The organism is Microcoleus sp. K1-B1, assembly GCF_036704705.1.
Taxonomy (GTDB): Bacteria; Cyanobacteriota; Cyanobacteriia; order Cyanobacteriales; family Microcoleaceae; genus Microcoleus.
This window is the reverse complement of the sequence record NZ_JAUBSH010000012.1, coordinates 78,330-97,975: the sequence shown is the minus strand read 5'-3', so window position 1 is coordinate 97,975 and position 19,646 is coordinate 78,330. Positions and strand designations below refer to the sequence as shown.

Below are 19,646 nucleotides of genomic sequence, written 5' to 3'. Positions count from 1 at the left end.
GCAACAAAGATGTTACTGCAATTAGCAAATACTTACAGTCCCACCAAAAACTATGGTGTAACTGAATGGCTCAGTAGCCCCAAACTGGATGGAGTGCGCTGTTTGTATGAAAACCCGACCAGTGGATTGAGGAGTCGATCGGGTTTGACTCGATATTCAGGTCTGACCGAAATTGAGCAAATCTGTGAAAGCATCCGGTTAGCCAACAATTTGTCATTTTTGGATGGTGAGCTGTACATCCCCGGAGAGCCTTTCGATAGAATTTCTGGGATTGCTCGATCAACTAAAACTACAGCAACCGTTGTCGAAGCGAAACAGAGGATGGAATTTCGCATTTTTGCGATCGGCTTCACTCAATATCCCAACATCGTGGCAGCAGACGAATATAGCCAGGTTCAGCAAATCTTCCCGGCAATGGCGAAGGTTAGCTACGTTCCTCAGAAGTTGATTGAAAATAAGCCTTTGGTTATCCAAGCTGAAGCTGACTCAATCAAGGCATCAGGACAGTCGGCTGAGGGGATAATGCTGCGGAACCCGAATTCTGTTTATTTCCAGGGTCGATCGATCGCACTTTTGAAGGTCAAGAATTTTGTGAAAGACCGCTTGCCAGTTACCGGGTTTACTAAAGGCTCAGGGAAATATTCTGCGTCGTTGGGCAATCTCTTAGTTGGCGGCACTCTCAACGAGCGAATTGTCAAGGCCAGAGTCGGTACTGGATTTACGGATGCCGAGCGATCGACTATTTGGGCTAACCAAGCTAATTATATGGGCAGAATAGTCGAAGTTATCCATCTCGGCATTACTGCTACTGGAGCTTTGAGACATCCCGTATTTTCTGCTTTTGTTTAAACTTGCTAAGAAATTCTTACAAGTTCTTAGAAATTGTAAGAAACAAGAAACATGAAAAAAACCTGAGCTTGGGTGCAGTCACTCAGGTTTTTTTTGTGCAGTTCGTCGTCAAGTTTAGCGAAAACTATTCTTATTGGACAAGCCCTACAAGTTCAGGAATGCTCCCTGCTAGTTTCCAACCAGTGGCAGCAGAGTAGATTGGAGTATTTGCACCAACTCCCCACTTGGATAGATCCTGGCTTGGAACTTCGATAAAGCTACCGTCTGGGGCTTTGATTTGCCAGATAATTGGTGGTGCCGAAGGAGTAAGCAATTCCACTGGAATTGGAGGAGGCAAAACAGGAGCTGTTGGAGCTGCTACCGGAGCTGCTATGGGAGATGCTGTCGAAGCTGGAGTCGGTGCGGGGCTTGCTACTGAAGCTGTTGCCGAACCTGTTTCAGTCGAAGTTTCCAAAGCACTTGAACCCGCATAAACTCTTTCCAGGAACTTCTTGTCAAACGTAATCTTCGGTCGGCGAGTAGGCTTGTAAATGGTGGGTTTGCCTGTTCTTGGGTTTCGTCCTTCCCGTTCTGGTTTTTCAATCAAAGAGAAAGTGCCAAACCCTTCGATTTTGATATCCTTTCCGCTTTCTAGAGAAGCTACGACACTGGAGATAACTTCTCCAAATGGGAGATTTTCAACAACTGAAGCCATAATTAAAATTTTGATTGAGATAGACGCTTGATTTGATTATGCCCTAGTTTTTTTAAAAGCACAATAAATCACAAACATTTTTCTCATTTTTAGGCATGAAACTGGCAGGAAGTTGGTGGTATTTACGACAAATGGTAAATACCACTCATCATTAATTAGGTGGTAAACCAAAATCTTCAGGGTTATAAAGACCTGCTGGCATTTTGCCATTTAAGAAATCAATCTGTTCTTGACTCAGAGATTGATTAAATAAACGAACTGTTTTGGTAATAGTTCTACCCGCTTCATCCATATATTTGCCATCGGTGTAAATTCTCATTTCACGAGTTTCACCGATCGCCACTTTACTTCGATATTTTTCACCAACCCATCCAAGGGGAAAATAGCCGATATTTTTGGTACTTTCGGGATACCTCATATCGATCGCCAACTCCATCCGCGCGGCTTGCTGACCAGCAGCAGGTTTCATCCGTTGAACAATGCGGATGAGTACATTCTGTCCAGTCCATTCACCTCGGCTCCAGACATTGGGTTCTTGTTTGTGAACGTTAAAGACACCGAAATAGGGCAAAGTATCGGGATTCTCTTGTAGTTCAGTCACGATTTCTTCTCGGAATAAGTTGAACGCTAGGGAGCCAGTGCTAAGTTCGCTAGCACTGGTGTGGACAGCGCGCCAATAAGCAGCAGCCCAAGATTTTTCGGTATAAGCCTGACCCTGGGCATCGGCAAATTGTTCAAGAGCGGAGTTTTTGAGAGCCTGGTATTTAGCGGAGACTTCTCGGAGTTTGGTAGTGTCACCCTCGTTTTCTTCCTTCCATTTAATGGCAGCATTCATCTCAGAGCCATATCCCTTGCGCTGTTCAAACGCAAAATCCATCTGTTCTTGGGCTACCTCAACTCCATCAAAAAGCGCATTGTGAAACGAGTTGATGTCGATGTTCGTTTCCAGAGCTGCGGGCCGCCAATAGCTGTTGACTACTTTGACGAGTCGGGAGATGGTATCGATCGCATCATTGGCAACGGCGCAGGGTCGAGTTAGAAAAGTATCCTTCTCCTTAAAATCTTTGAGCCAAGGAATTTTGCCCGCATCTCCCAAACCGTTGAGGTAGTCGGTAACAGCTTTGAGTCCCACATCATTATTGGGATATGCCGATTTGAGGGAATCAACCGCGATTTGAAGTTCCTGACTCAGAAAATTGATGATTGCCATCTCTTTTGGCTCTGTCTGCATTCCTCCTGGCGGGATGTTGAGGACTATTCCTTCTACTCCCGCTGCTCTGGCGCGACCCAACAAGGAGGCAACTACACCAGTGATGTCGTTCATGCTGTTGATGGCGACTTCTTGGAGTGTTCCCGTCAGCGCCATTTTAGGAAGCTTGTCAACTTCAGGAGGTTTGTCGAAGTTGGCGATCGCATCTCTCAACGCCGGATATTGATGAGAGGCGATGAGCTGAACAAAGTCGCCGTCAAAGTCTCTGCCCAGACTCAGCATGAGCTTGGTGGATGCTGCCATGAGGTTCGTCCCCCGAGTATAAGTGCCTTCAATTCTGTTAATCCACAGTTGGCAGTCTCCCCAATGCCTCATGGGATTGCAGAATACGATGTACTCACCGGGAGCCATACCAGGTGCACAGAAAACTTTCTCGCTAAAAGTGGTTTTTCCGTTATTGTCGGTGCTTTCGTATTTTTGAAAATACTCATCTGGTTGGGACATCAATGACCAGAAACGAACCCCCGCAGCCTTTGCTAAATTCAACCAAACTGCCTGAAGTCTTTCTGCTACCTTACCTGTGATGTAAGGATGAAGCAGAAGTCGTCCTTTGATATCGTATTTAATTATCTCCATTGCAGTATTGACATATTCAGCTTCTGACTGAATACTATCGCCTTGTTCGCGTTCTTGTTCTGCTTCTACTTGATGGATTCTCAACTCTTTAGCCAGAGCTTGAATCGAGTTAGTAGCTGCTGCTAATTTTTCACATTTCGTGCGGAGTCGGCTAATTATTTGGTCTTGTTCTAGTGTTTCAAATTTGAACCATTGGAATAGCATCCAACCAGCTTTAGCCATGCGTTTTTCTCCTTCAAATACCAACCCACAAAGCAGTTTTTCTTTGTAGTTTCCGAGTGCGGGTTTGTTGCCTTTTAGTGAACTCCACGGAATGACTAAATCATAGCCAGACCCATCTAATTCTGGATTGTAGGCGATCGTCCCCTTTGCAACCCACTTCTTAAATGAGGCTATCCGAAATTGGAGTGGAATTCCTTCGTCATTAGGTAAGTGAACATCACCTGTTCCAAGTATAGTAAGAAAATCCTTAGACCCCTTAGCATGGCTGTCTCCGCTGTTCCAGTGTCTACCATTAGTGGGGTCATCTTGGGGATTACCTTGAGCATCACGCCGGGTATCATCTACAATGACAAAGTTAAATTCTTTACCGACTAAGTGCTTGCATCCGGTGTGCATGATACTCCCGTAAATGATGCGTTTCCATTGCTCAGTTCCTTTGCTGCCATAGTAGTTTGAGCCGATTGGAGCCATATTAAAAGTGAATCTCCCGTGGTTACGAGAGCCACTAGCTAAGTCCAGGATATATCGATCGTTCTTATTAGCAATAAAGGGGTCGAGGAGAGCAGCAGTCTTGGTGTTTTCGGGGATTTGTCCAATACAAAATCGCTCTTTACCAGCGTCTTGATGCCAGCCAGAGAGAAGGATATTGCGGAGAGTTACTTTAGGAGTGTTTGACCATTGTTTAAGAACACAATCCCAAACTGACCAAACAGCAGTAGTAGCAATTTGTCCTAAGCTCTCATCAACCCAAGAATATTCAAGGTCGTAATCCGTAGGCATATTAGTCGCCAAAGTAAAATTTTCCTGTTGCTATTTTAGCAACTTTGTCCCCTCCTAATGTGGTAATAATATCGTCCTTGGGAATAAGAATTGGTTCATCGGGATTGGTTAAATCATAGCCAAGAATAAATTCGCGTTTGGCGTTTAATCCAACTCCGATAATTTTCTCGATCGGCACAAGAGCTTTATTTTTTAAACTTCTTGCATTACTCTTCAATTTCTCAAGAATTTCAACTTGATTCGTGTCGTACATATGCGATAACGACAAGTTAAACTTTCTTGGTGTTTTATCACCAATATCTGCGAAAACGTAAAGGAATTCAGCGAGATCGGTTCGGTTTCTCATGGCGGTGGCAATGATAACGGCTGCACCAATTATAGGAGCTGCCCAAGCCATCAAATAAGCCCAACCACTTGCTCGCATTCCTGTGGTTCCAAAGAGGCGAGGCAACAGACTTGCTCCAGCTTTCAAAGCAGATGCCGCTAAATATCTAACCGCTTCAGCACCGCCTGAACTACCTGATAATTTTAGGACGATCGACACCACAGTATTGGTCAACGCTGGTAACAAAACTGCGGGAATATTGAATGATTTCAGGAAAAAACTCCCTAGCAGCCAACTGGCAATGCTTGTGAGCACACCCACAGCCCCTGCAATCGTAGCTGCTCCCCCTACTGCGATCGGCACCAGTGCAGCATTGAGGACGGGCGGACGGCTGTAAATGGAACTGATGGAGTGATTGTAGGTTGAGCTGATGGAGTAAGGGTTGTGAGCAATGATGTTAGGAATCGTGTTCGTAGTCATAGCAATCCGTGCTGCCTCTGCCCGTCGGATACGTGCGCGAGCGTTCCGGCGTGGATTCCCGGTCAGAGATTCGATCGTTGCTAAAATCTCAGCCTTAAGCTGCTCGACTTTAGTAAGAGCTTGTAATTTCCATGTCTCTATTTGAGCTTCGGCTGTGGCTCCCCCTTGCTGAATTGCTCGAATGTCGGCCTCAATCGAGTCGATCGTTACTGATAAATTAGGTAAATTCAACGATTCGTTGTACGCCATCACCGATGCTTCATAAATTATCCTTTCTCTTGTTGATGGAAGGAGACTTGCTAATTCTTGCTGACCTTTGCCGGCTAAGTTTGTGAATGCTTTGCTGTTGTAGGCACGGTTGATACCATTAAGCGTCTCCAAAAATACCAAACTGCAATCAATGACCGTTGTTCCTACATTTTGGGATGCTACTAATAAATCTTTGACACCTGCCATCACTGGATTTGCCATAATAAATTGAATATGGGGCAGGCTAAAATACCAATCTTTCCCGCTACTTACCCCTTGATTGACAGCATCGGCTACTGTCAGAATGGATTTTCCTGCCCATACGTTATCGGCGAGCTGTGTTCGTAAATAATCAAATTGACTCATCGTTTTGCCCTAAATACTGCGCTGAAAGTTAGCTTATTTTAACATACCATAATTGGACATTGTAACTATTAACAATGCCCAATTTGCGATTAAGTTAAGCTAAAATTTAGCTCTCAAGAATTGACAACTTGTTCTTTGGCTAGTCGATCGCATTCACTCAACTCAGGAGTTGAATTCCTCGACAGCCACAGCCATGTGATGTCATGAACTTTTACTAACTTATCAAGTTCTTCCCACAAATCTTGGTTAGCATTACGTTTCCAACATTTAGCCATCGTGTTTACGACGTAGGTTGAATCCGAGAACAGTGTAACTTTGCAAGGTTTCTTGAGAGCTTTCAAAGCTTCAATCGCTGCTGTTAATTCCATACGATTGTTAGTAGTAGTTGTGTCAGATTTACCACTAATCGCTTTTTTATTGGACTTACCTGGAATTGTGAGGATTGCAGCCCAACCACCAGGTCCAGGATTTCCTGAACAAGCACCATCACAATGAATATTAACCACACTTTTTGTTTCAGTTACTGTTGCTGTCATTGACTTAATAAAAAGAACATCAAAACCTAAAAGCGAAGCTACCTGAAACCTTAATTCTTGCTATAATATAACAAATAATTGAGAGTTTTTATGTCAGATAACAGTGATTTATCCAAGGAAAATGAGCGTTTGTTGGCAGAGAATACGGAATTGTTGATCGAGAATACGGAATTAACAAAGTACAATACGGAACTGATAATAGAAAGTCTGAGGGTACAAGCAGAAAATCTGAGACTAACTAAGCGGTTGGAGCAAATGAACTACTTAGCAAAAGCAATGTATCAGGATTTTAAACTCGATCGACCTAATGGAACTTTGACTGAAAATAATAGAGAATCATTAGAGCTGGAGAGTGGCGGGACAATCTATTTAGTTCAGTATGTCGATCGAAAGGGGAAATCGTACATATCAACAGAAGGTCTAACACCAGAAGGTGATATATCTCCTAAGCTTTATTATTTCGGCTACGCTGTGTTTTTCATGGTAGAAGAACTGGTACGACAAGGATTTAGTGGTCTGCCTGACAGATTTTTAAAGTTGTTCGATCAGAATCCCAAGTTTTTAAAGTATGTCGTCAAAGAGTTTGACAGGGTGATGGCAATGGATTATTTATAAGCCCAGCGAAGAAGCTCATGAGCGGTCAAAGAATAGTTAACTCGATGTTTGGTTGAGGAAAAAGCTCTACGTGCTTCATGGACTAAGCGATCGATATCTGGCAGAACCAGAGAATCAAGCTGGTTTTCGTTCATGAAATCCGCAATATAAGCAGACATCAAGTAGGTATTTGCCAGAATTAACTTTTTGGGTTCTTCTTCCAGCATTAAAATTTCGGTTGCTGATGTACCAATCACGTAAACTCCATTAGCAAAGTCAGGATGTTTCGACTTAGTGCTAAAAGTTTTCCACTTGCTAGGAACTTCAATTTCGTTCAGTACAGAATCTGAAGAATAATCAAAGTAATCAGCAACGAGTGCAGCAACGAAAGTCTTAAGAATAAGTTCGTTGCTATGCTTATAACTATAACTGCTATTTTCTAAGATTCTTCTAGCTGCTACGGCTACACTCCAGGCTTTTATTACGGTAGAATGAAGAGAAACTACTGTTAGTTCAATTTCTCCATTTCGATCGATCGCTAAGTAAACTGCATGACCCTCAACACCTTCTAACTGGGCAATAAAACATCGCAGTATCACCTTTTGACACCTATTCATCTCCAGAAACAATTTACGTGTGTTTCTGTTTTTGTTTCTGTTTTTGATTTTCGTTTTCATGATTTTATTAAGCTACAAATTAAGGGACGTTTTACTTATGGACGATCGTAGCAAAGAACGGTTTGAAAAACACATTATTAGCAAGGATAATTGCTGGTTAACAGATTTATGGTGTAATCAGAGAGGTTATGGTCAATTCCATCTAAAAAGAAGCCGGATGAATGCTTCTCGTGCAAGTTTTCTGATATACAACGGGGAAATTCCTGAAGGTATGTTCGTATGTCACAAATGCGATAATCCACCTTGTGTAAATCCTGAGCATTTATTCCTCGGCACTCATACAGAAAATATGAGAGACATGGTAGAAAAAGGACGCTCTAATAGAGGTTCTAAAAACCCTCAGTCGAAATTGACCGAAAAAGAAGTCTTTCAAATCAAAGCTTTGTTAGTTGAAACTAACTTAACGGTTGAAAGAATCAGTATATTATTTGATGTTTCCCAACGAACTATCGCATACATCAAACAAAACGATATCTGGAAACACGTTAATTATATTGCTAACAGCAATTTTAGTAACACCAACACCGATGTAAACAAAAACAGTAACAGAAACAGAAACAAAAACAAACCTTTAGAATGGAAACAATTGAGTTTATTTGACTAACTAAAGCAATCCCATAATTTGCAAATGTCGATAAACTACAATTTCCTCAATCCCCACTTGGCGACCGATTGACTTCATGGATTGCTCATCCATTCTCAAGCTACGGATGCGCTCTCTCAGGGCTTCAATTTCCTCAGCCGATCGAGTAGGTTCTACTTGCTTAGGCTGCAAGTTCCATGCTCTGATACTGCGCTGTACCTTGGCTGCTGTCGTGTTGGTATATTTGGCTATCTGGGAATAAGACAGCCCTTGACGGTACAAACGGATTTGCTCTTCTACATTGCTCATCTCTTTGCAACAATTACTAATGTTGAGGAAGTAAAGAAGCTAGAAACTGGAGACGCATTAAGGGCACAGTGGCTTGGGGGACGCAGATCGACAGACCAGCTAGAGTTACTGCTTCTCGTCTTCCAGGCGTTCTAGGCTTTAATCCAGGACTGACTGGTGGTGGATTCATTCTCCACCAGTAGTCATAATGCACTCCAGCCAAGTATGAGGGAATCCGAGCATCCACAGACAAAGCTCTGGGTTTAGTTTCTGGGTAGCTGATAAACGACCTTGCGATCTCAATTTGCTTTCCAATGTTGTCAGACCAGCAGGTCCACCCTTGCCGTTGCTGGAGCTGTAAGTTGTTGGTGTGGGCAATGACAAACACTCTTTGTCTCTCGTGTGGCGCACCGCACTCCGACGCGCTGACAACTTCAACTTCTGTTTCAAATCCAGCCAGTCGCAAGGCTCCAAGGATTGTTCGCAAGCCTCTATGAATGACTCCTTTTGGGTTTTCAATAATGACAAAATCTGGCTGGGCTTCAACGATGACTCTGTACATTTCCCACCACAATCCTGATTCAGAGCCTGCCAATCCTTGTTTCTTTCCTGCATTTGATGTATTTGTGCAAGGAAATCCGCCAATGACGATCGTAGGAAAGCCGAGTTGTCTGAGCTTGGGTGGATGATACGTGTGGATATCTGACCAGATGGGGATATTAGGGAAGTGCGATTGCAGGACTTTTTGAGCATAAGGATTAATTTCGACAAATTGAAATGTTTGATATCGCTCGCCAAAAACTAATTGTGCTGCCAGTTCAAATCCTCCAATCCCTGAAAATAAACTAATTGCTTGCATAAGATTCACGAAAGTCTAATTATGCCCCTCCCAGTAAGTTTCTTTAGCTTGTGTTTTTTGCCACTTCCTAAGCTCCTATCCTCGCGAACAAGTCAATACATCTGAGCTTCATGTGAGTTTATTTTAATTGTATCATTTGAGCTTCGCTAGGGAGTAATGGTTTTAGCAGAATTAACAGGCTCATGACAAAAATTGTAATGGTTTCGGGCAGTCGATCGATAACAGACATCAGCCTTGGACTCGAATCTTTGAACCGCATAATGCAGCTAAACTTTTCCATAATTGTTGGTGATGCGGGAGGCGTAGACAAGCTAGTCCAAGAATATCTACGTCGATCGAATTACCTCAACGTTAAGGTTTACTTTGCTTTGTGGGACGGTAACGCAAAACCGAGAAACACCACAGGATATGAAACGGTGGGAGTTGCAGGAAGCTATGTCAATCGAGATATAGCAATGTGTTCAATTTGCGATTACGGTTTGGCTCTCTGGGACGGCAACAGTCGGGGAACTAAAGAGAACATCGATCGAACTGGAAAGAAAACCAAAATAATCAGAATTGGAGGTAGTTGAAGTCTGTTGGCAAGGGTCGCTTCGCGATAAGGAAGTGACCTTTCAGCAGTAGCTACTACCATGATTACCGTAGAAAAGTTTGACTTCGACAAATTCACGACTGAAAAAGTTAAGTTTGCGATCGATATTGACCGAGAAGTTTTCAATGTAAGTGAAGGTCTAAACGATCAGTATGACCAACTAGACAATTCTCCGCTTTGGCGAGGCAAGTTTTCTGTTGAGGAATATAGGCAAATGCTATGGCAACAAATCCAGAAGCATTTACCCAGATATTTCAAAGTCAGATTGAAAGGTTTCTATGAGCCTAATTTAGTGCCTGATTCAGATATCTTTCGATCGGTCATGGAATTAGCTCATGCTTATCGGGATACAGGTCGGCTCAAGTTGATTTATATTTCCGATCGTTCTCATGCTGAACTTATTGCTAGATGTGTTGATTATTTAGCAAATCAGATTCTTAATTAGTTCGGCTGTACCAGGAAAGTAGTTAATCACTGCTTTCCTGGTAAGAAGCCGATTTTATCCAGCGATACCAGAGATTATCTGATAAGAAGCTTGATTGAGTCATTGTATCCTACAAACTAACATAATATCAAGGTGAATCATGTCAGAAATTCACATCCATCCAATAAATCTTTTTCCTTACGATGTCAACAGACGGGAGGGAACCTACTTCGATCGTAATGGTAAGCGAGTTGACAAAGACCTTCTTAAAAGTCATTATGCTGTTGCGTATGAAGGCACAGACATTCGTTTAGGAACTTGGTCACGGAAACAGAGCAAACAATTGACCAATTTAGCAACTTACTTTGATGGAGCAACAGTCGAAGAAAAACGTCAAATCATTTGGCAGAAAATCGAAACTCAAACAGTTAATAGACATTTTCTTCGTTTCTGTAAGAGACATAGAAATGAGCCTTTATTTCTGTGGTATGTGAGTTCCTATGACTTGCCTACTGCTCAATTCATCAAAAGATTTCTGGAATGGTATTGGTCAGAATACCCGATAATCAATCATTAAAAGCTGCTATACTCTAGCTAATTTAGTTAGAGTATAGCCTCATGTTTGAAACAAAATCTCTTGATAATTCTGCAATCAAAGTAACAGACATAGCCCCGGATTATGAAGTAAACTATAAAACTGGGTACATAGGATTTCTCAACAAAGGAGCGGACGTAACATCTCTCGGTATCGCTTACTTTACAGGTTGGGACATGATCAGCGATATCCATGTAACTCATACTTTGATTGTCGTAGGTGAGGATCAATGTATTGAAGCAGACATGGTAAATAACACAGTCAAGCTTTGCACTCTCAGCAAATATTTCAATGACCCTAACTGTCAAATTTTCTTCCGCAAACCAATACTTTTCAACGATGCGGTAGGTTTTGCGATCGCACACAAAGCCAGTCTCGAACTCGGCAAGCACTACGATTTTGGCGCAATCTTAACCCAAGGACTCTCAGGCAGTTTCGCGGGGCGGATGCTCGATCGGCTGCTGACCGGAAAGTTGGAGGAACTCTTAAGCAATATGCTTGAGCATCCTGATAAATGGATTTGCAGCGAACTTGTTGCCTACGCTTTGGATGAGCAGTTATTCTACCGAGATAAAGGCATTCTGAAGCGTCCTAACTCTACCATCAGTCCTCAAGAGCTTTTTCAGGATACCGAAATCTTTGCTCCCTGGAAAAAATCTCCACCCTCAGAAACAAAAACAGTAACAGAAACAATCACAGAAACCAAACCAGAAACAGAAACAGGTACAGAAACAGACTTAATTTGCAAGTAACAGTAGCAGAGGTCAATCACAAAGGCGCTTTGCGGTAAGGACATGAGTTCTTACCCAGCGAGTTTTGACATGACGTTAGTTACAGTTACAGAAACAGGAAAGAAGGTAGTCGCCCCAATTTCCCGCCCACACTGGTCTGAGTTTGATTTGCCAATTGGTCAGGATTTGGTTTGGCGAGGCGGTGTCTATATTTGTGTGGATGGTAGGAAGGAATATTATTTTTCTTGCGAACTCCCGCTTTGTGTCAACGGCGATCGCATCCAGGTGGGTTTTGCTTATTTCACTGTCTGCGGGGTAGTTACAGTTAAGTCGCTCGTTCCTTCAGTTACCGTTGCTCAATATTTTGAGTATATTGTGGAAACTGAACAAGGAACTGAAGAAAAACTTCTGTCCTGGGAAATCGACAACCGTGATTTTCTTAATATTTTCTGGTAACTTCTAGCAGAAACAGGAACCCTTCAGCTATGCGGTTCCTGTTTTCCAATGCTCATGTAACGGTCATGTAACGGTCATGTGCGCTACAGGTACAGGTTATGTGTGAGTTGAAGTGAAGAAAGAGTAATAAGAATACTTCGTTTGGGGGAACTGATGTTATTCCCCAAACGAAATGGAAAACTTATTACTGTTTGACTGGATTGTGAAAAACAATTTCCCGGAAGCAGATTTCTGGCTGATTAATAAAAGTAGCAAACATAAATTAGGTGAGCCAGTTAAAGAATTTCAGCCTTACCTCACAGGCATCAAATGTCCAGTTTTAGTTTTGCCAGATTACGGTTTCTATCTGTGTCTGCATCTTCAACAGCAAGGAGTATGGCAAGCATATTCCCAAGGTTCAATCAATCTTCAGCATCTTCGCCTCAAGGATCTCAAAGAGGTTTTCCGATCGATCGGTAATCAGCATAGGATTCAACATCAAGCCCGTTTCAAGTCGTTTGTTCCATCCCCTGTGTCTGCTACTACAACAGACAAAGAAGAGGTGTATGCTTCGCTATAAAGCGTTGAATTGTTGAATTGTTGAATTGTTGAATTACAGGATTAGTGAAATGCAAAAAATCAATTTCGGTGGAATTCAAGCTGAAGTATTGGCGTTGTCCCCGCACCAAAGCTATTTTATCTTTCGGTTATCCGATCGAATTGCTCTCAAAGGCATTTACACAAGCCGATTTACTTGGGATCAAACAACGGACAATCTCGCAGGTTTTCTATCAGAACGGTTTGTCCTATATGTGGGTGTGCACAGCTACGACGAAGCCGAATTTATCAAAGACACAATCACCAAAGCTGGCGGAACTCCGAATGATGATGTCTCTTTTTCCAGGTTCGTCCGTGGCTATCCCCATGAAGTAAGAGCGATCGGGCTTTCTCCTGAATATCTTGTGCAGACTCTACAGCAATATCCTCATCCTCATTCTGCTTAGCTATACCTACCGAAATAGAAACATCAAAAACACTAGCAATCACAGAAACGGAATTAAAAACTGTTTCTAAGGTTGTTAGTGTTTGCTTCGCTTTGAAGTGTTGAGTTGTTTAGTTAGGGACTAAATCATGGACAAAATCAATTTCGCAGGCGTTGACGGTGAAGTTATTGAAACCTCGCCACACGGTAGTTACGTTGTAGTAAGATTGAGCGATCGAATCACGATTGTCGGCACGACCAATAATCAATACAATTGGCAAGAAATGCCGGATGCTGCTTCAGGATTTGAATCTTTCATCACGTACATAGGTCTACGATCGGCAACTGAGGCTACTAAATATCTGGCTGTTGTAGCTAAAGTTGGCGGTTACACAATCAAGAAAGAAGCAGAACCCAGAAAAGCTAAGCGTGTAAAAGCTTTCCCGTTGGAAATTAAAGTACGTGGCTTAACTCCTGAGTTTGTTGCTGAAGTAATTCGTTGTAAGCAAAAATAGCTGTCTACTAAACGTAAGTTTTTCCACTATTTGAGGAGAAACTTACACAATCCAACTCACAGGAATCAAAATGACTGACAGAATAGTTTACGACTTAATCCAACGATTTGAAGTTGTTGATGGTGTACCTCAATTGGTATCCAGCCAAATCCATTGCATCGAAGGCGGGACAAGTTTGTTTTCGATCGCAGAGTCTTGGATAGCAAAGAATACCAAATTAGAGCGATTCAACAAACAGCAGTACGTTGCTTACAAAAACAAAGGTGACAGAAGATATCAACTGGTGCTAACTCCTCGAATGAGTTTTCTTCAGGTATCGTTTGCACCATCAAGTCTCAGTGGCAAAGTGAAGTTTGAAACTGAATGCGATTTGCTATTTCCTTATGCAATCAGGGTGGCGATCGATAACAAAGAAACTCTCATCCAGCTTCTCAATGACCTTTTCTACACCAGTAACCACAAAAGTAACGAGAGGACAAAATAATGATGCAACCAGATGCACAAATTGAAACTGATCAAAAAACTCTACGCCTACGTGATGCCTTCCGGGTGCTCGCATGGGAGGTGTTTGAAACAAATCCTCAGATTCGTGAAGACTTAAACCAGCGTTACACCAGATTCTACAGTCGCTGGAGAAACAGCAAGATTCGATCGATGGATCTAACTGAACTTACTCTATTAGCAACAGAAAGAGGTTTCTCGATCGAACAACTCTTAGCCATCAGAGAATGCTACTACTCCATCGCACAACCTTATCCAGAAAAAAATGCTGATGATTAACGATTAACTTAGATTGATGATGGAGAGTTGATCTTTCCATCATCAATCGCTAGAATTGAAAGAGAAGAACCTACAGGAAGTTATTAGCAAGGGTCGCTTCGCGGTAAGGAAATGATCCCTACTGGTGACTAGCATGAAACGACTAAAGAAACAGATCCCAAACCTTGAGCTTTTTCGCGATTACTGCCGGAGCTTAATCCCACTAATGAAGCCTAGCCATTCAACTTTGACTACTCGGCGGCTAGAACTTTGGCTTTTTAACGAAGTACATCTAGGCAACGGCAAAGTAAAACCAGCTTACTTTGACGATCGGCTCTATAACTTCTGCCAACGAATCTACCCTGGCAGTAACATAGGCTTGCTCACCTACCACGGCTCTGAGAGAGGAGGCAGCAGTGGCTTAATCCGACCTCACAAAGATCACGGCTACGCAATGCCTCACACAGTAAGCATCAACCTTGGCGAAGCTGAATTTGCGATCGATGGCAAGCTTCATAAACTCAATGATGGCGACATCTGCGAATTTAACTGCAAGCTTACCCATTCAGTACCACGAATCCTTACCCCTGAACGCTTTTCCCTGGTACTTTGGACTTTGAACGAGAAGAAAGGCTACAAATCGCAAATGATAGAGCCGATCGAATGGTAGATAAAGGCTGGATAGAAACACATTCTATCCAGCCTTTGTTACTTTCAACAATCAATTCAATTGAAAGAACCTACAGTAGTTTTTCTGTTAGGGTCGCTTCGCGATAGGGAAATGAGATAGGCTTTCGGCTTATTTCCAAAATCACTGTACATTACACCAAAGGAATTTATCATGGCTATCGTTTTCATGTCCAAGACTGCCAAAAAGCGTTCTTTGTTGATTGATGCGCTTCGTATTCTTGCCTGGGAAGAATACAAGTCTACCAACAAAGAAGCACTCAAAGATCTCCAGTATGGCGGTTATGCAGTGTTTGATGCTGAATGGAAAGATGAGAAACTTCATGACATGACGTATGAAGAACTTATCGCTTTCGCCAAAAGTTTAGAGTTTACCGAGGTAGAATTGTTAAGCATTCGATCGACCTATTATGCAAAGAAGAACAATTCTTCTGGTGCTACTACGACTGCTACTACGACTACGGCTAGTGCTACTCCTACTCGGAAAGTCAACGATTCATCTGCTAATACTAATGTTCCTGTTCCTCCCGAAGAATTTGATGTTGGCGATTTGTTTTAGCGTGAGTTAGTTTATCAGCCAATGGTAATATTAAGTTAAATATTTTTGATTCTTTTCGATCGAAAGTATTTGACTTAATCTACTAATCGCTGAATGAACAAACAATGGTGAAATTAAGCATTTTGTAGGGCTTCGCTTTAAGGAATTGAGTTAGATTTTCTGTACTTTACTTTACTTAGAGGTTTATCATGGCTATCAATATCTTGACCAAATCAGAAAAAGAAGCATCCAATTTGAGAGATGCAATTCGTATCTTGGCTTGGAGTCAGTTCAAAGCTGAGAATGATACCGATCTCAAAGGCTTAGATTTGTATGACGTTTTCAAGCGTGACTGGGAAACTTACAAAATTCATACAATGCTTTTGCCAGAAATCCATACGTTTGTTAGTGACCTTGGATATACGCCAGATGAATTGATGCAGATTCGTACTGAATATTATGCAAACAAGAAAGAGTACAACAACAACAACAATAGAACTGATGAGTTCTAATCAAGTAAGTTAGTACCGATCGATACCAAAGAAAAGCCTCAATATCCGTCATGGATGTTGGGGCTTTCAAATTAAGAGAAATGGAAAGAGAAAGAGCGAGGTGAATTTTTTTAGTGAGGGCGCTTCGCGATGAGAGAGTGAGCTGTAGTTAATGCAGCTCACTGTCGTTATTTAGGTATTTCTCATGGCTAACTTAGTTGAAACAATGGTATCTATCGTTATTGCTGGTGAATTAGCAGCGCTTGGTTTGTTAGGCGCAACTGGATTGATTGGTTATGCCAAAGTCACAGCAGCCCATGTCCAGTTAGTTCAGACAGCGAAGCAAAGCAGATATGACGCAATTGTTAATTATGGCGAAGTTAGAAGTGTAGCCATCTATACGGGTAATAAGCCAGCAATTGCAGAGTGTTTGAGCGGAGTTTGTGGAGCTAAAGTTCCATTACCCAGCGGTTTAAACATCAAATCAACTTTTAGAGGTATTGATGCAAAAGTTGCAGGTAAAGCAGGTAGCAATGTAGCAACCTTGATTAGTTGGAGTAGTGAAACCAATAGCGGAATTGGTGGTAGTTACGGCCAGCATGGAACGATAACCATTAGCCATCCCTGGACTAGAAAGAAATTTTGTTTAGTTAGGGGTGGAGCTTATGGCAATCAAGGCGAAGTAGTAATCAAGCAAGATAAGGAGTGTAAATAGCAAAGTTGAAGTAAAAGAAAATCTCTAGCACCAGCTAGGGATTTTTTTTAAACCCTACAAAGATTTCTCATTAACCAAATTTGAATAAACTATGCTGCACCTCAAAAGCTATTTCTCCGTTTCTGAACAACAAGCTTTAGTTGAGCTTACCCGAAATATAGCCAGAGCCAACGGTGGAATAACAATTCCTGTAATGCCATCTGGTCTGAAATTCAACTGTAGCCAAACCAGTTGCGGGATAGTTGGCTGGCTATCCGATCGAAAAGGCTATCGTTACTCCTCCATCAATCCAGTAAATAATCAGCCATTCGCAGCAATGCCGGCAGAGTTGATAGACATTGCTCAAAGTTTAGCCAAATTAGTTGGTGAGTTTGATTACCAGCCCGAAACCTGTCTAATCAACTTTTATCCAGCCACCGCCAAAAGTAAGTTAGGTTTGCATCAAGATAATACCGAGCAGAATCTCAAACCCTGCATCATTTCAATATCTCTCGGTGACGATTGCAGTTTTGTTGTCGGCAGCAGTCGCAATCGCAAAGATCCACTCGACGGCATTCTCTTACGATCGGGCGATGTCCTTATCCTCCACGGTGACAGCCGTTTAGCTTATCACGGAGTCCAAAGAATTCTACCAAAAACGTCAGATTTACTCAAAAATAACGGTCGATTAAACTTGACAATTCGACAAGTTTATTAGCCACATAAATAAGTAATGCTTCGCCATGAGTTTTTGATTCTTTTTCAGATAAACACTCATGGCAGCAAGCAAAATTCCAGCGTTACTTCAACGTGTCGATCGAACTCTCAATCGCGAAAATCAATACACTTTTGAGGAACCATTTGAACCGAAAGAGTACCACACAGCAATGATAACCGGGCATCGTTGGTTTGAGTACGACATTAAAGTTGACAAACTTATCACAATGGCACTCAATCAAGGTGTGAGTAAATTCTTGTGTGGAATGGCACTCGGTACCGACCAAATTGCAGCCGAGATTTTAGTTCGGCGTAAACTGAAATGGACAGCCGTGATTCCTTGCGCTGATCAACACAAACTTTGGAAACCACATCAACAAAGCCGTTACAAAAGATTACTGGAACAAGCTACAGAACAGAGATGCCTTTACCAGACTTATAGCACTGGTGTTATGCACGCTCGAAATCAGTGGATGGTGAGCCGATCGGATATTTGCCTAGCAGTTTTTTCCGGCGACCCTCACGGCGTTGGAGGGGGAACTGCCACAACTTTTAAGATGGCCCGCAACCGCAATCTCCTCATTTATCAGTACATCCCTGCTGAATCTCGGTTCGTAATCATTGAACCCGCTTATCAACAATTGTCACTTTTCTAGCTATTGGGCCATATTCCCCTTAAAAAGGGGGATTGTTCAAAATCACACACTTACCAACGCAAAATCATGAAGAAAAAAGTAATCATGACCCACATTCATGCTCGAATCACGAAACTAGCGAAGGGTGCGATCGAACGTGGAGACATTCTCAGTTGCGATCGCATCTCCGACGGCTCTTACTTAATCAAGCGTTCTGTTCCCAATACAAATGACGGCAAACCACAAACCACCAAATATACTACCGTCGCTGCTGCTAGTCTCCTTTATCTTCTCAATTCCTATGCTTTAGCCAATCCCACATCAGAAACAGTAGCAGAAACAGAAACAGAAACAGTTTAAAAGCTCCAGAAATCAAAAACAAAAGTACCCCTCGTGAAGGCTTCGCCGGGGGGTACTGATTCTCTATCACTCTGTCAAGCAATCTGTCAAAGGTAACAAATATGTCCATCCAATCTTCCACTCTATCACAAACTGTTCAAGAATTAGCAATCGATTCTAATCTTGATTGTGAAACTGTTGAGACTCTAATTCCTAAAAAAGCAGCAGACCAGATGCTTCTAGAAGCGATCGGCAAACTTATCAATTTGAATGAAATCGTCGATCGGCTTCAGGCATTGGATCATCAGCAGTGTAGTTTATTCACTCCTGACCAAGTTAAGTTTGCTTTCCTCAAATGGATTGAGAATCATCTTGAGTCGATCGAAATGCAGCCTGAATGGTTCATTAACCACGATTTCAAGCATTTCGATCGACATCTGCCGTTTAATGATTTACAAGATGTAACAGAGTTACGAGAGTACGATGTTGAAGCTGCTTATGAAGAAATCGGCGCTGCTCATAAAGCTGGATTATTCGATAATTCTAGTCTTGAAGATCAGTTTACTGGTACTGCACAACAAGCAGCAGCAGATGCTTTAACTTGGTAGCTAAATAGTCAACAAAAAAAGCGGTTAGCGTAGGACTAGCCGCTTTTGATTCAGTTTCAGGTATTTTCCACACAACAATTCTATCATGGAACATCTCAAAAGACTTGCCGAAATTCGCAATCAAATTGAAAGATTAAAAGTTGAAGCCGAAGCGATCGAACCTTATGCAATCCTGGAAGGGTTTGACATAATTGAATCTAACAACTCTCGCAAGAACGTTGTCTATAACGACGACAATGCGAAAATCATTATCCAGCTACGAACTCGCTACGATGACAAAAACCTTAGTGTCGTTCGGTTAAATGAGGATATTGCCCGTGAATACGAAAAAGTCTGTCGATCGAACGCAACCGCCATCGAAAATAGCGAATCTTACATCAACGATATCAAAGAAATGCTTGCAGAAGCAGAAACAAAACATGAAGCGCTTCTCACTTCTGTGTACTTAGAAATGTTACGGAAACAGTGGGCGATAGCACTCAATAAAACTGAGCATAAAGTGCCAGGATTAGCGGTTTATGTTCACTACTTAAAACGCTAAAATAAACCTAAAGCG

General features: G+C 42.1%; 29 protein-coding genes. 22 read left to right on the top strand and 7 right to left on the bottom strand.

The window, feature by feature from the left end:
* Nucleotides 1-9 precede the first annotated feature (9 nt).
* Complete coding sequence (locus QUA83_RS06875; RefSeq protein ID WP_333292256.1) at nt 10-849, top strand: ATP-dependent DNA ligase; 840 nt, start codon at nt 10-12, stop codon at nt 847-849.
* A 130-nt stretch (nt 850-979) separates the two neighbouring features.
* Here QUA83_RS06875 and QUA83_RS06870 read toward each other — a convergent pair whose 3' ends face one another.
* From QUA83_RS06870 to QUA83_RS06855, 4 genes are all read right to left on the bottom strand, one after another.
* Nucleotides 980-1,543, bottom strand: coding sequence for an HU family DNA-binding protein (locus QUA83_RS06870; RefSeq protein ID WP_333292255.1), 564 nt, complete (start codon nt 1,541-1,543; stop codon nt 980-982).
* 151 nt (nt 1,544-1,694) lie between these two features.
* A complete protein-coding gene (locus tag QUA83_RS06865; RefSeq protein ID WP_333292254.1) occupies nt 1,695-4,403 on the bottom strand; it encodes a hypothetical protein in 2,709 nt (902 codons plus the stop codon).
* Nucleotides 4,393-5,811 carry a hypothetical protein gene (locus QUA83_RS06860; protein ID WP_333292253.1) on the bottom strand — a complete coding sequence of 473 codons (1,419 nt, stop codon included), beginning with the start codon at nt 5,809-5,811 and terminating at the stop codon, nt 4,393-4,395. Before QUA83_RS06860 ends, QUA83_RS06865 begins: the two co-directional genes overlap by 11 nt.
* A gap of 113 nt (nt 5,812-5,924) precedes the next feature.
* Complete coding sequence (locus QUA83_RS06855; protein ID WP_333292252.1) at nt 5,925-6,347, bottom strand: RNase H family protein; 423 nt, start codon at nt 6,345-6,347, stop codon at nt 5,925-5,927.
* Nucleotides 6,348-6,437: 90 nt separating this feature from the next.
* Here QUA83_RS06855 and QUA83_RS06850 point away from each other — a divergent pair, with 90 nt between their 5' ends.
* Complete coding sequence (locus QUA83_RS06850; RefSeq protein ID WP_333292251.1) at nt 6,438-6,962, top strand: hypothetical protein; 525 nt, start codon at nt 6,438-6,440, stop codon at nt 6,960-6,962.
* On the opposite strand, the gene QUA83_RS06845 is transcribed toward QUA83_RS06850, so the two are convergent.
* Nucleotides 6,953-7,558 carry a hypothetical protein gene (locus tag QUA83_RS06845; RefSeq protein ID WP_333292250.1) on the bottom strand — a complete coding sequence of 202 codons (606 nt, stop codon included), beginning with the start codon at nt 7,556-7,558 and terminating at the stop codon, nt 6,953-6,955. The genes QUA83_RS06850 and QUA83_RS06845 overlap by 10 nt on opposite strands.
* A gap of 97 nt (nt 7,559-7,655) precedes the next feature.
* Between QUA83_RS06845 and QUA83_RS06840 the strand changes: the two genes are divergently transcribed.
* Complete coding sequence (locus QUA83_RS06840) at nt 7,656-8,222, top strand: HNH endonuclease signature motif containing protein (RefSeq protein WP_333174120.1); 567 nt, start codon at nt 7,656-7,658, stop codon at nt 8,220-8,222.
* Here the strand turns inward: QUA83_RS06840 and QUA83_RS06835 are convergent, their stop codons facing one another.
* On the bottom strand, nt 8,223-8,510 hold the full coding sequence (locus QUA83_RS06835) for a hypothetical protein (RefSeq protein WP_333292249.1): 288 nt from the start codon (nt 8,508-8,510) through the stop codon (nt 8,223-8,225).
* A 16-nt stretch (nt 8,511-8,526) separates the two neighbouring features.
* Nucleotides 8,527-9,348: a DNA cytosine methyltransferase gene (locus QUA83_RS06830; RefSeq protein WP_333292248.1), complete on the bottom strand. Its 822-nt coding sequence runs from the start codon at nt 9,346-9,348 to the stop codon at nt 8,527-8,529.
* Nucleotides 9,349-9,530: 182 nt separating this feature from the next.
* On the opposite strand from QUA83_RS06830, the gene QUA83_RS06825 reads away from it, so the two are divergent.
* The 19 genes from QUA83_RS06825 (at nt 9,531) to QUA83_RS06735 (ending at nt 19,631) form a co-directional block, all read left to right on the top strand.
* A complete protein-coding gene (locus QUA83_RS06825) occupies nt 9,531-9,920 on the top strand; it encodes a hypothetical protein (RefSeq protein ID WP_333292247.1) in 390 nt (129 codons plus the stop codon).
* 60 nt (nt 9,921-9,980) lie between these two features.
* On the top strand, nt 9,981-10,385 hold the full coding sequence (locus QUA83_RS06820) for a hypothetical protein (RefSeq protein WP_333292246.1): 405 nt from the start codon (nt 9,981-9,983) through the stop codon (nt 10,383-10,385).
* 139 nt (nt 10,386-10,524) lie between these two features.
* Nucleotides 10,525-10,941: a hypothetical protein gene (locus tag QUA83_RS06815; RefSeq protein ID WP_333292245.1), complete on the top strand. Its 417-nt coding sequence runs from the start codon at nt 10,525-10,527 to the stop codon at nt 10,939-10,941.
* Nucleotides 10,942-10,982: 41 nt separating this feature from the next.
* Nucleotides 10,983-11,711 carry a hypothetical protein gene (locus tag QUA83_RS06810; RefSeq protein ID WP_333292244.1) on the top strand — a complete coding sequence of 243 codons (729 nt, stop codon included), beginning with the start codon at nt 10,983-10,985 and terminating at the stop codon, nt 11,709-11,711.
* Between the two features lie 42 nt (nt 11,712-11,753).
* The gene (locus QUA83_RS06805) at nt 11,754-12,146 is read left to right on the top strand and encodes a hypothetical protein (RefSeq protein ID WP_333292243.1); all 393 of its coding nucleotides are present in this window, start codon (nt 11,754-11,756) and stop codon (nt 12,144-12,146) included.
* Nucleotides 12,147-12,318: 172 nt separating this feature from the next.
* A complete protein-coding gene (locus tag QUA83_RS06800) occupies nt 12,319-12,705 on the top strand; it encodes a hypothetical protein (RefSeq protein ID WP_333292242.1) in 387 nt (128 codons plus the stop codon).
* A gap of 49 nt (nt 12,706-12,754) precedes the next feature.
* Nucleotides 12,755-13,129, top strand: a complete 375-nt coding sequence (locus QUA83_RS06795) for a hypothetical protein (RefSeq protein ID WP_333292241.1) — start codon at nt 12,755-12,757, stop codon at nt 13,127-13,129.
* Between the two features lie 127 nt (nt 13,130-13,256).
* Nucleotides 13,257-13,622 carry a hypothetical protein gene (locus QUA83_RS06790; RefSeq protein WP_333292240.1) on the top strand — a complete coding sequence of 122 codons (366 nt, stop codon included), beginning with the start codon at nt 13,257-13,259 and terminating at the stop codon, nt 13,620-13,622.
* Nucleotides 13,623-13,692: 70 nt separating this feature from the next.
* Entirely contained in the window at nt 13,693-14,106 is a 414-nt protein-coding gene (locus QUA83_RS06785) for a hypothetical protein (RefSeq protein WP_333292239.1), read from the top strand.
* The gene (locus QUA83_RS06780; RefSeq protein ID WP_333292238.1) at nt 14,106-14,402 is read left to right on the top strand and encodes a hypothetical protein; all 297 of its coding nucleotides are present in this window, start codon (nt 14,106-14,108) and stop codon (nt 14,400-14,402) included. The genes QUA83_RS06785 and QUA83_RS06780 overlap by 1 nt, the downstream gene beginning before the upstream one ends.
* Nucleotides 14,403-14,607: 205 nt before the next feature.
* Nucleotides 14,608-15,051 carry a hypothetical protein gene (locus QUA83_RS06775; protein WP_333292237.1) on the top strand — a complete coding sequence of 148 codons (444 nt, stop codon included), beginning with the start codon at nt 14,608-14,610 and terminating at the stop codon, nt 15,049-15,051.
* Nucleotides 15,052-15,222: 171 nt separating this feature from the next.
* Nucleotides 15,223-15,627 (top strand): hypothetical protein, encoded by a 405-nt coding sequence (locus tag QUA83_RS06770; protein ID WP_333292236.1) that lies wholly within the window; start codon nt 15,223-15,225, stop codon nt 15,625-15,627.
* 188 nt (nt 15,628-15,815) lie between these two features.
* Entirely contained in the window at nt 15,816-16,118 is a 303-nt protein-coding gene (locus QUA83_RS06765; protein WP_333292235.1) for a hypothetical protein, read from the top strand.
* 184 nt (nt 16,119-16,302) lie between these two features.
* Entirely contained in the window at nt 16,303-16,812 is a 510-nt protein-coding gene (locus QUA83_RS06760) for a hypothetical protein (protein WP_333292234.1), read from the top strand.
* Between the two features lie 91 nt (nt 16,813-16,903).
* Nucleotides 16,904-17,509 carry an alpha-ketoglutarate-dependent dioxygenase AlkB gene (locus QUA83_RS06755; protein ID WP_333292233.1) on the top strand — a complete coding sequence of 202 codons (606 nt, stop codon included), beginning with the start codon at nt 16,904-16,906 and terminating at the stop codon, nt 17,507-17,509.
* Nucleotides 17,510-17,567: 58 nt separating this feature from the next.
* Nucleotides 17,568-18,164, top strand: a complete 597-nt coding sequence (locus QUA83_RS06750) for an SLOG family protein (protein WP_333292232.1) — start codon at nt 17,568-17,570, stop codon at nt 18,162-18,164.
* Nucleotides 18,165-18,230: 66 nt separating this feature from the next.
* The gene (locus QUA83_RS06745; protein WP_333292231.1) at nt 18,231-18,503 is read left to right on the top strand and encodes a hypothetical protein; all 273 of its coding nucleotides are present in this window, start codon (nt 18,231-18,233) and stop codon (nt 18,501-18,503) included.
* Nucleotides 18,504-18,604: 101 nt separating this feature from the next.
* Nucleotides 18,605-19,090, top strand: a complete 486-nt coding sequence (locus tag QUA83_RS06740; protein WP_333292230.1) for a hypothetical protein — start codon at nt 18,605-18,607, stop codon at nt 19,088-19,090.
* Nucleotides 19,091-19,175: 85 nt separating this feature from the next.
* On the top strand, nt 19,176-19,631 hold the full coding sequence (locus tag QUA83_RS06735) for a hypothetical protein (protein WP_333292229.1): 456 nt from the start codon (nt 19,176-19,178) through the stop codon (nt 19,629-19,631).
* Nucleotides 19,632-19,646 lie beyond the last annotated feature (15 nt).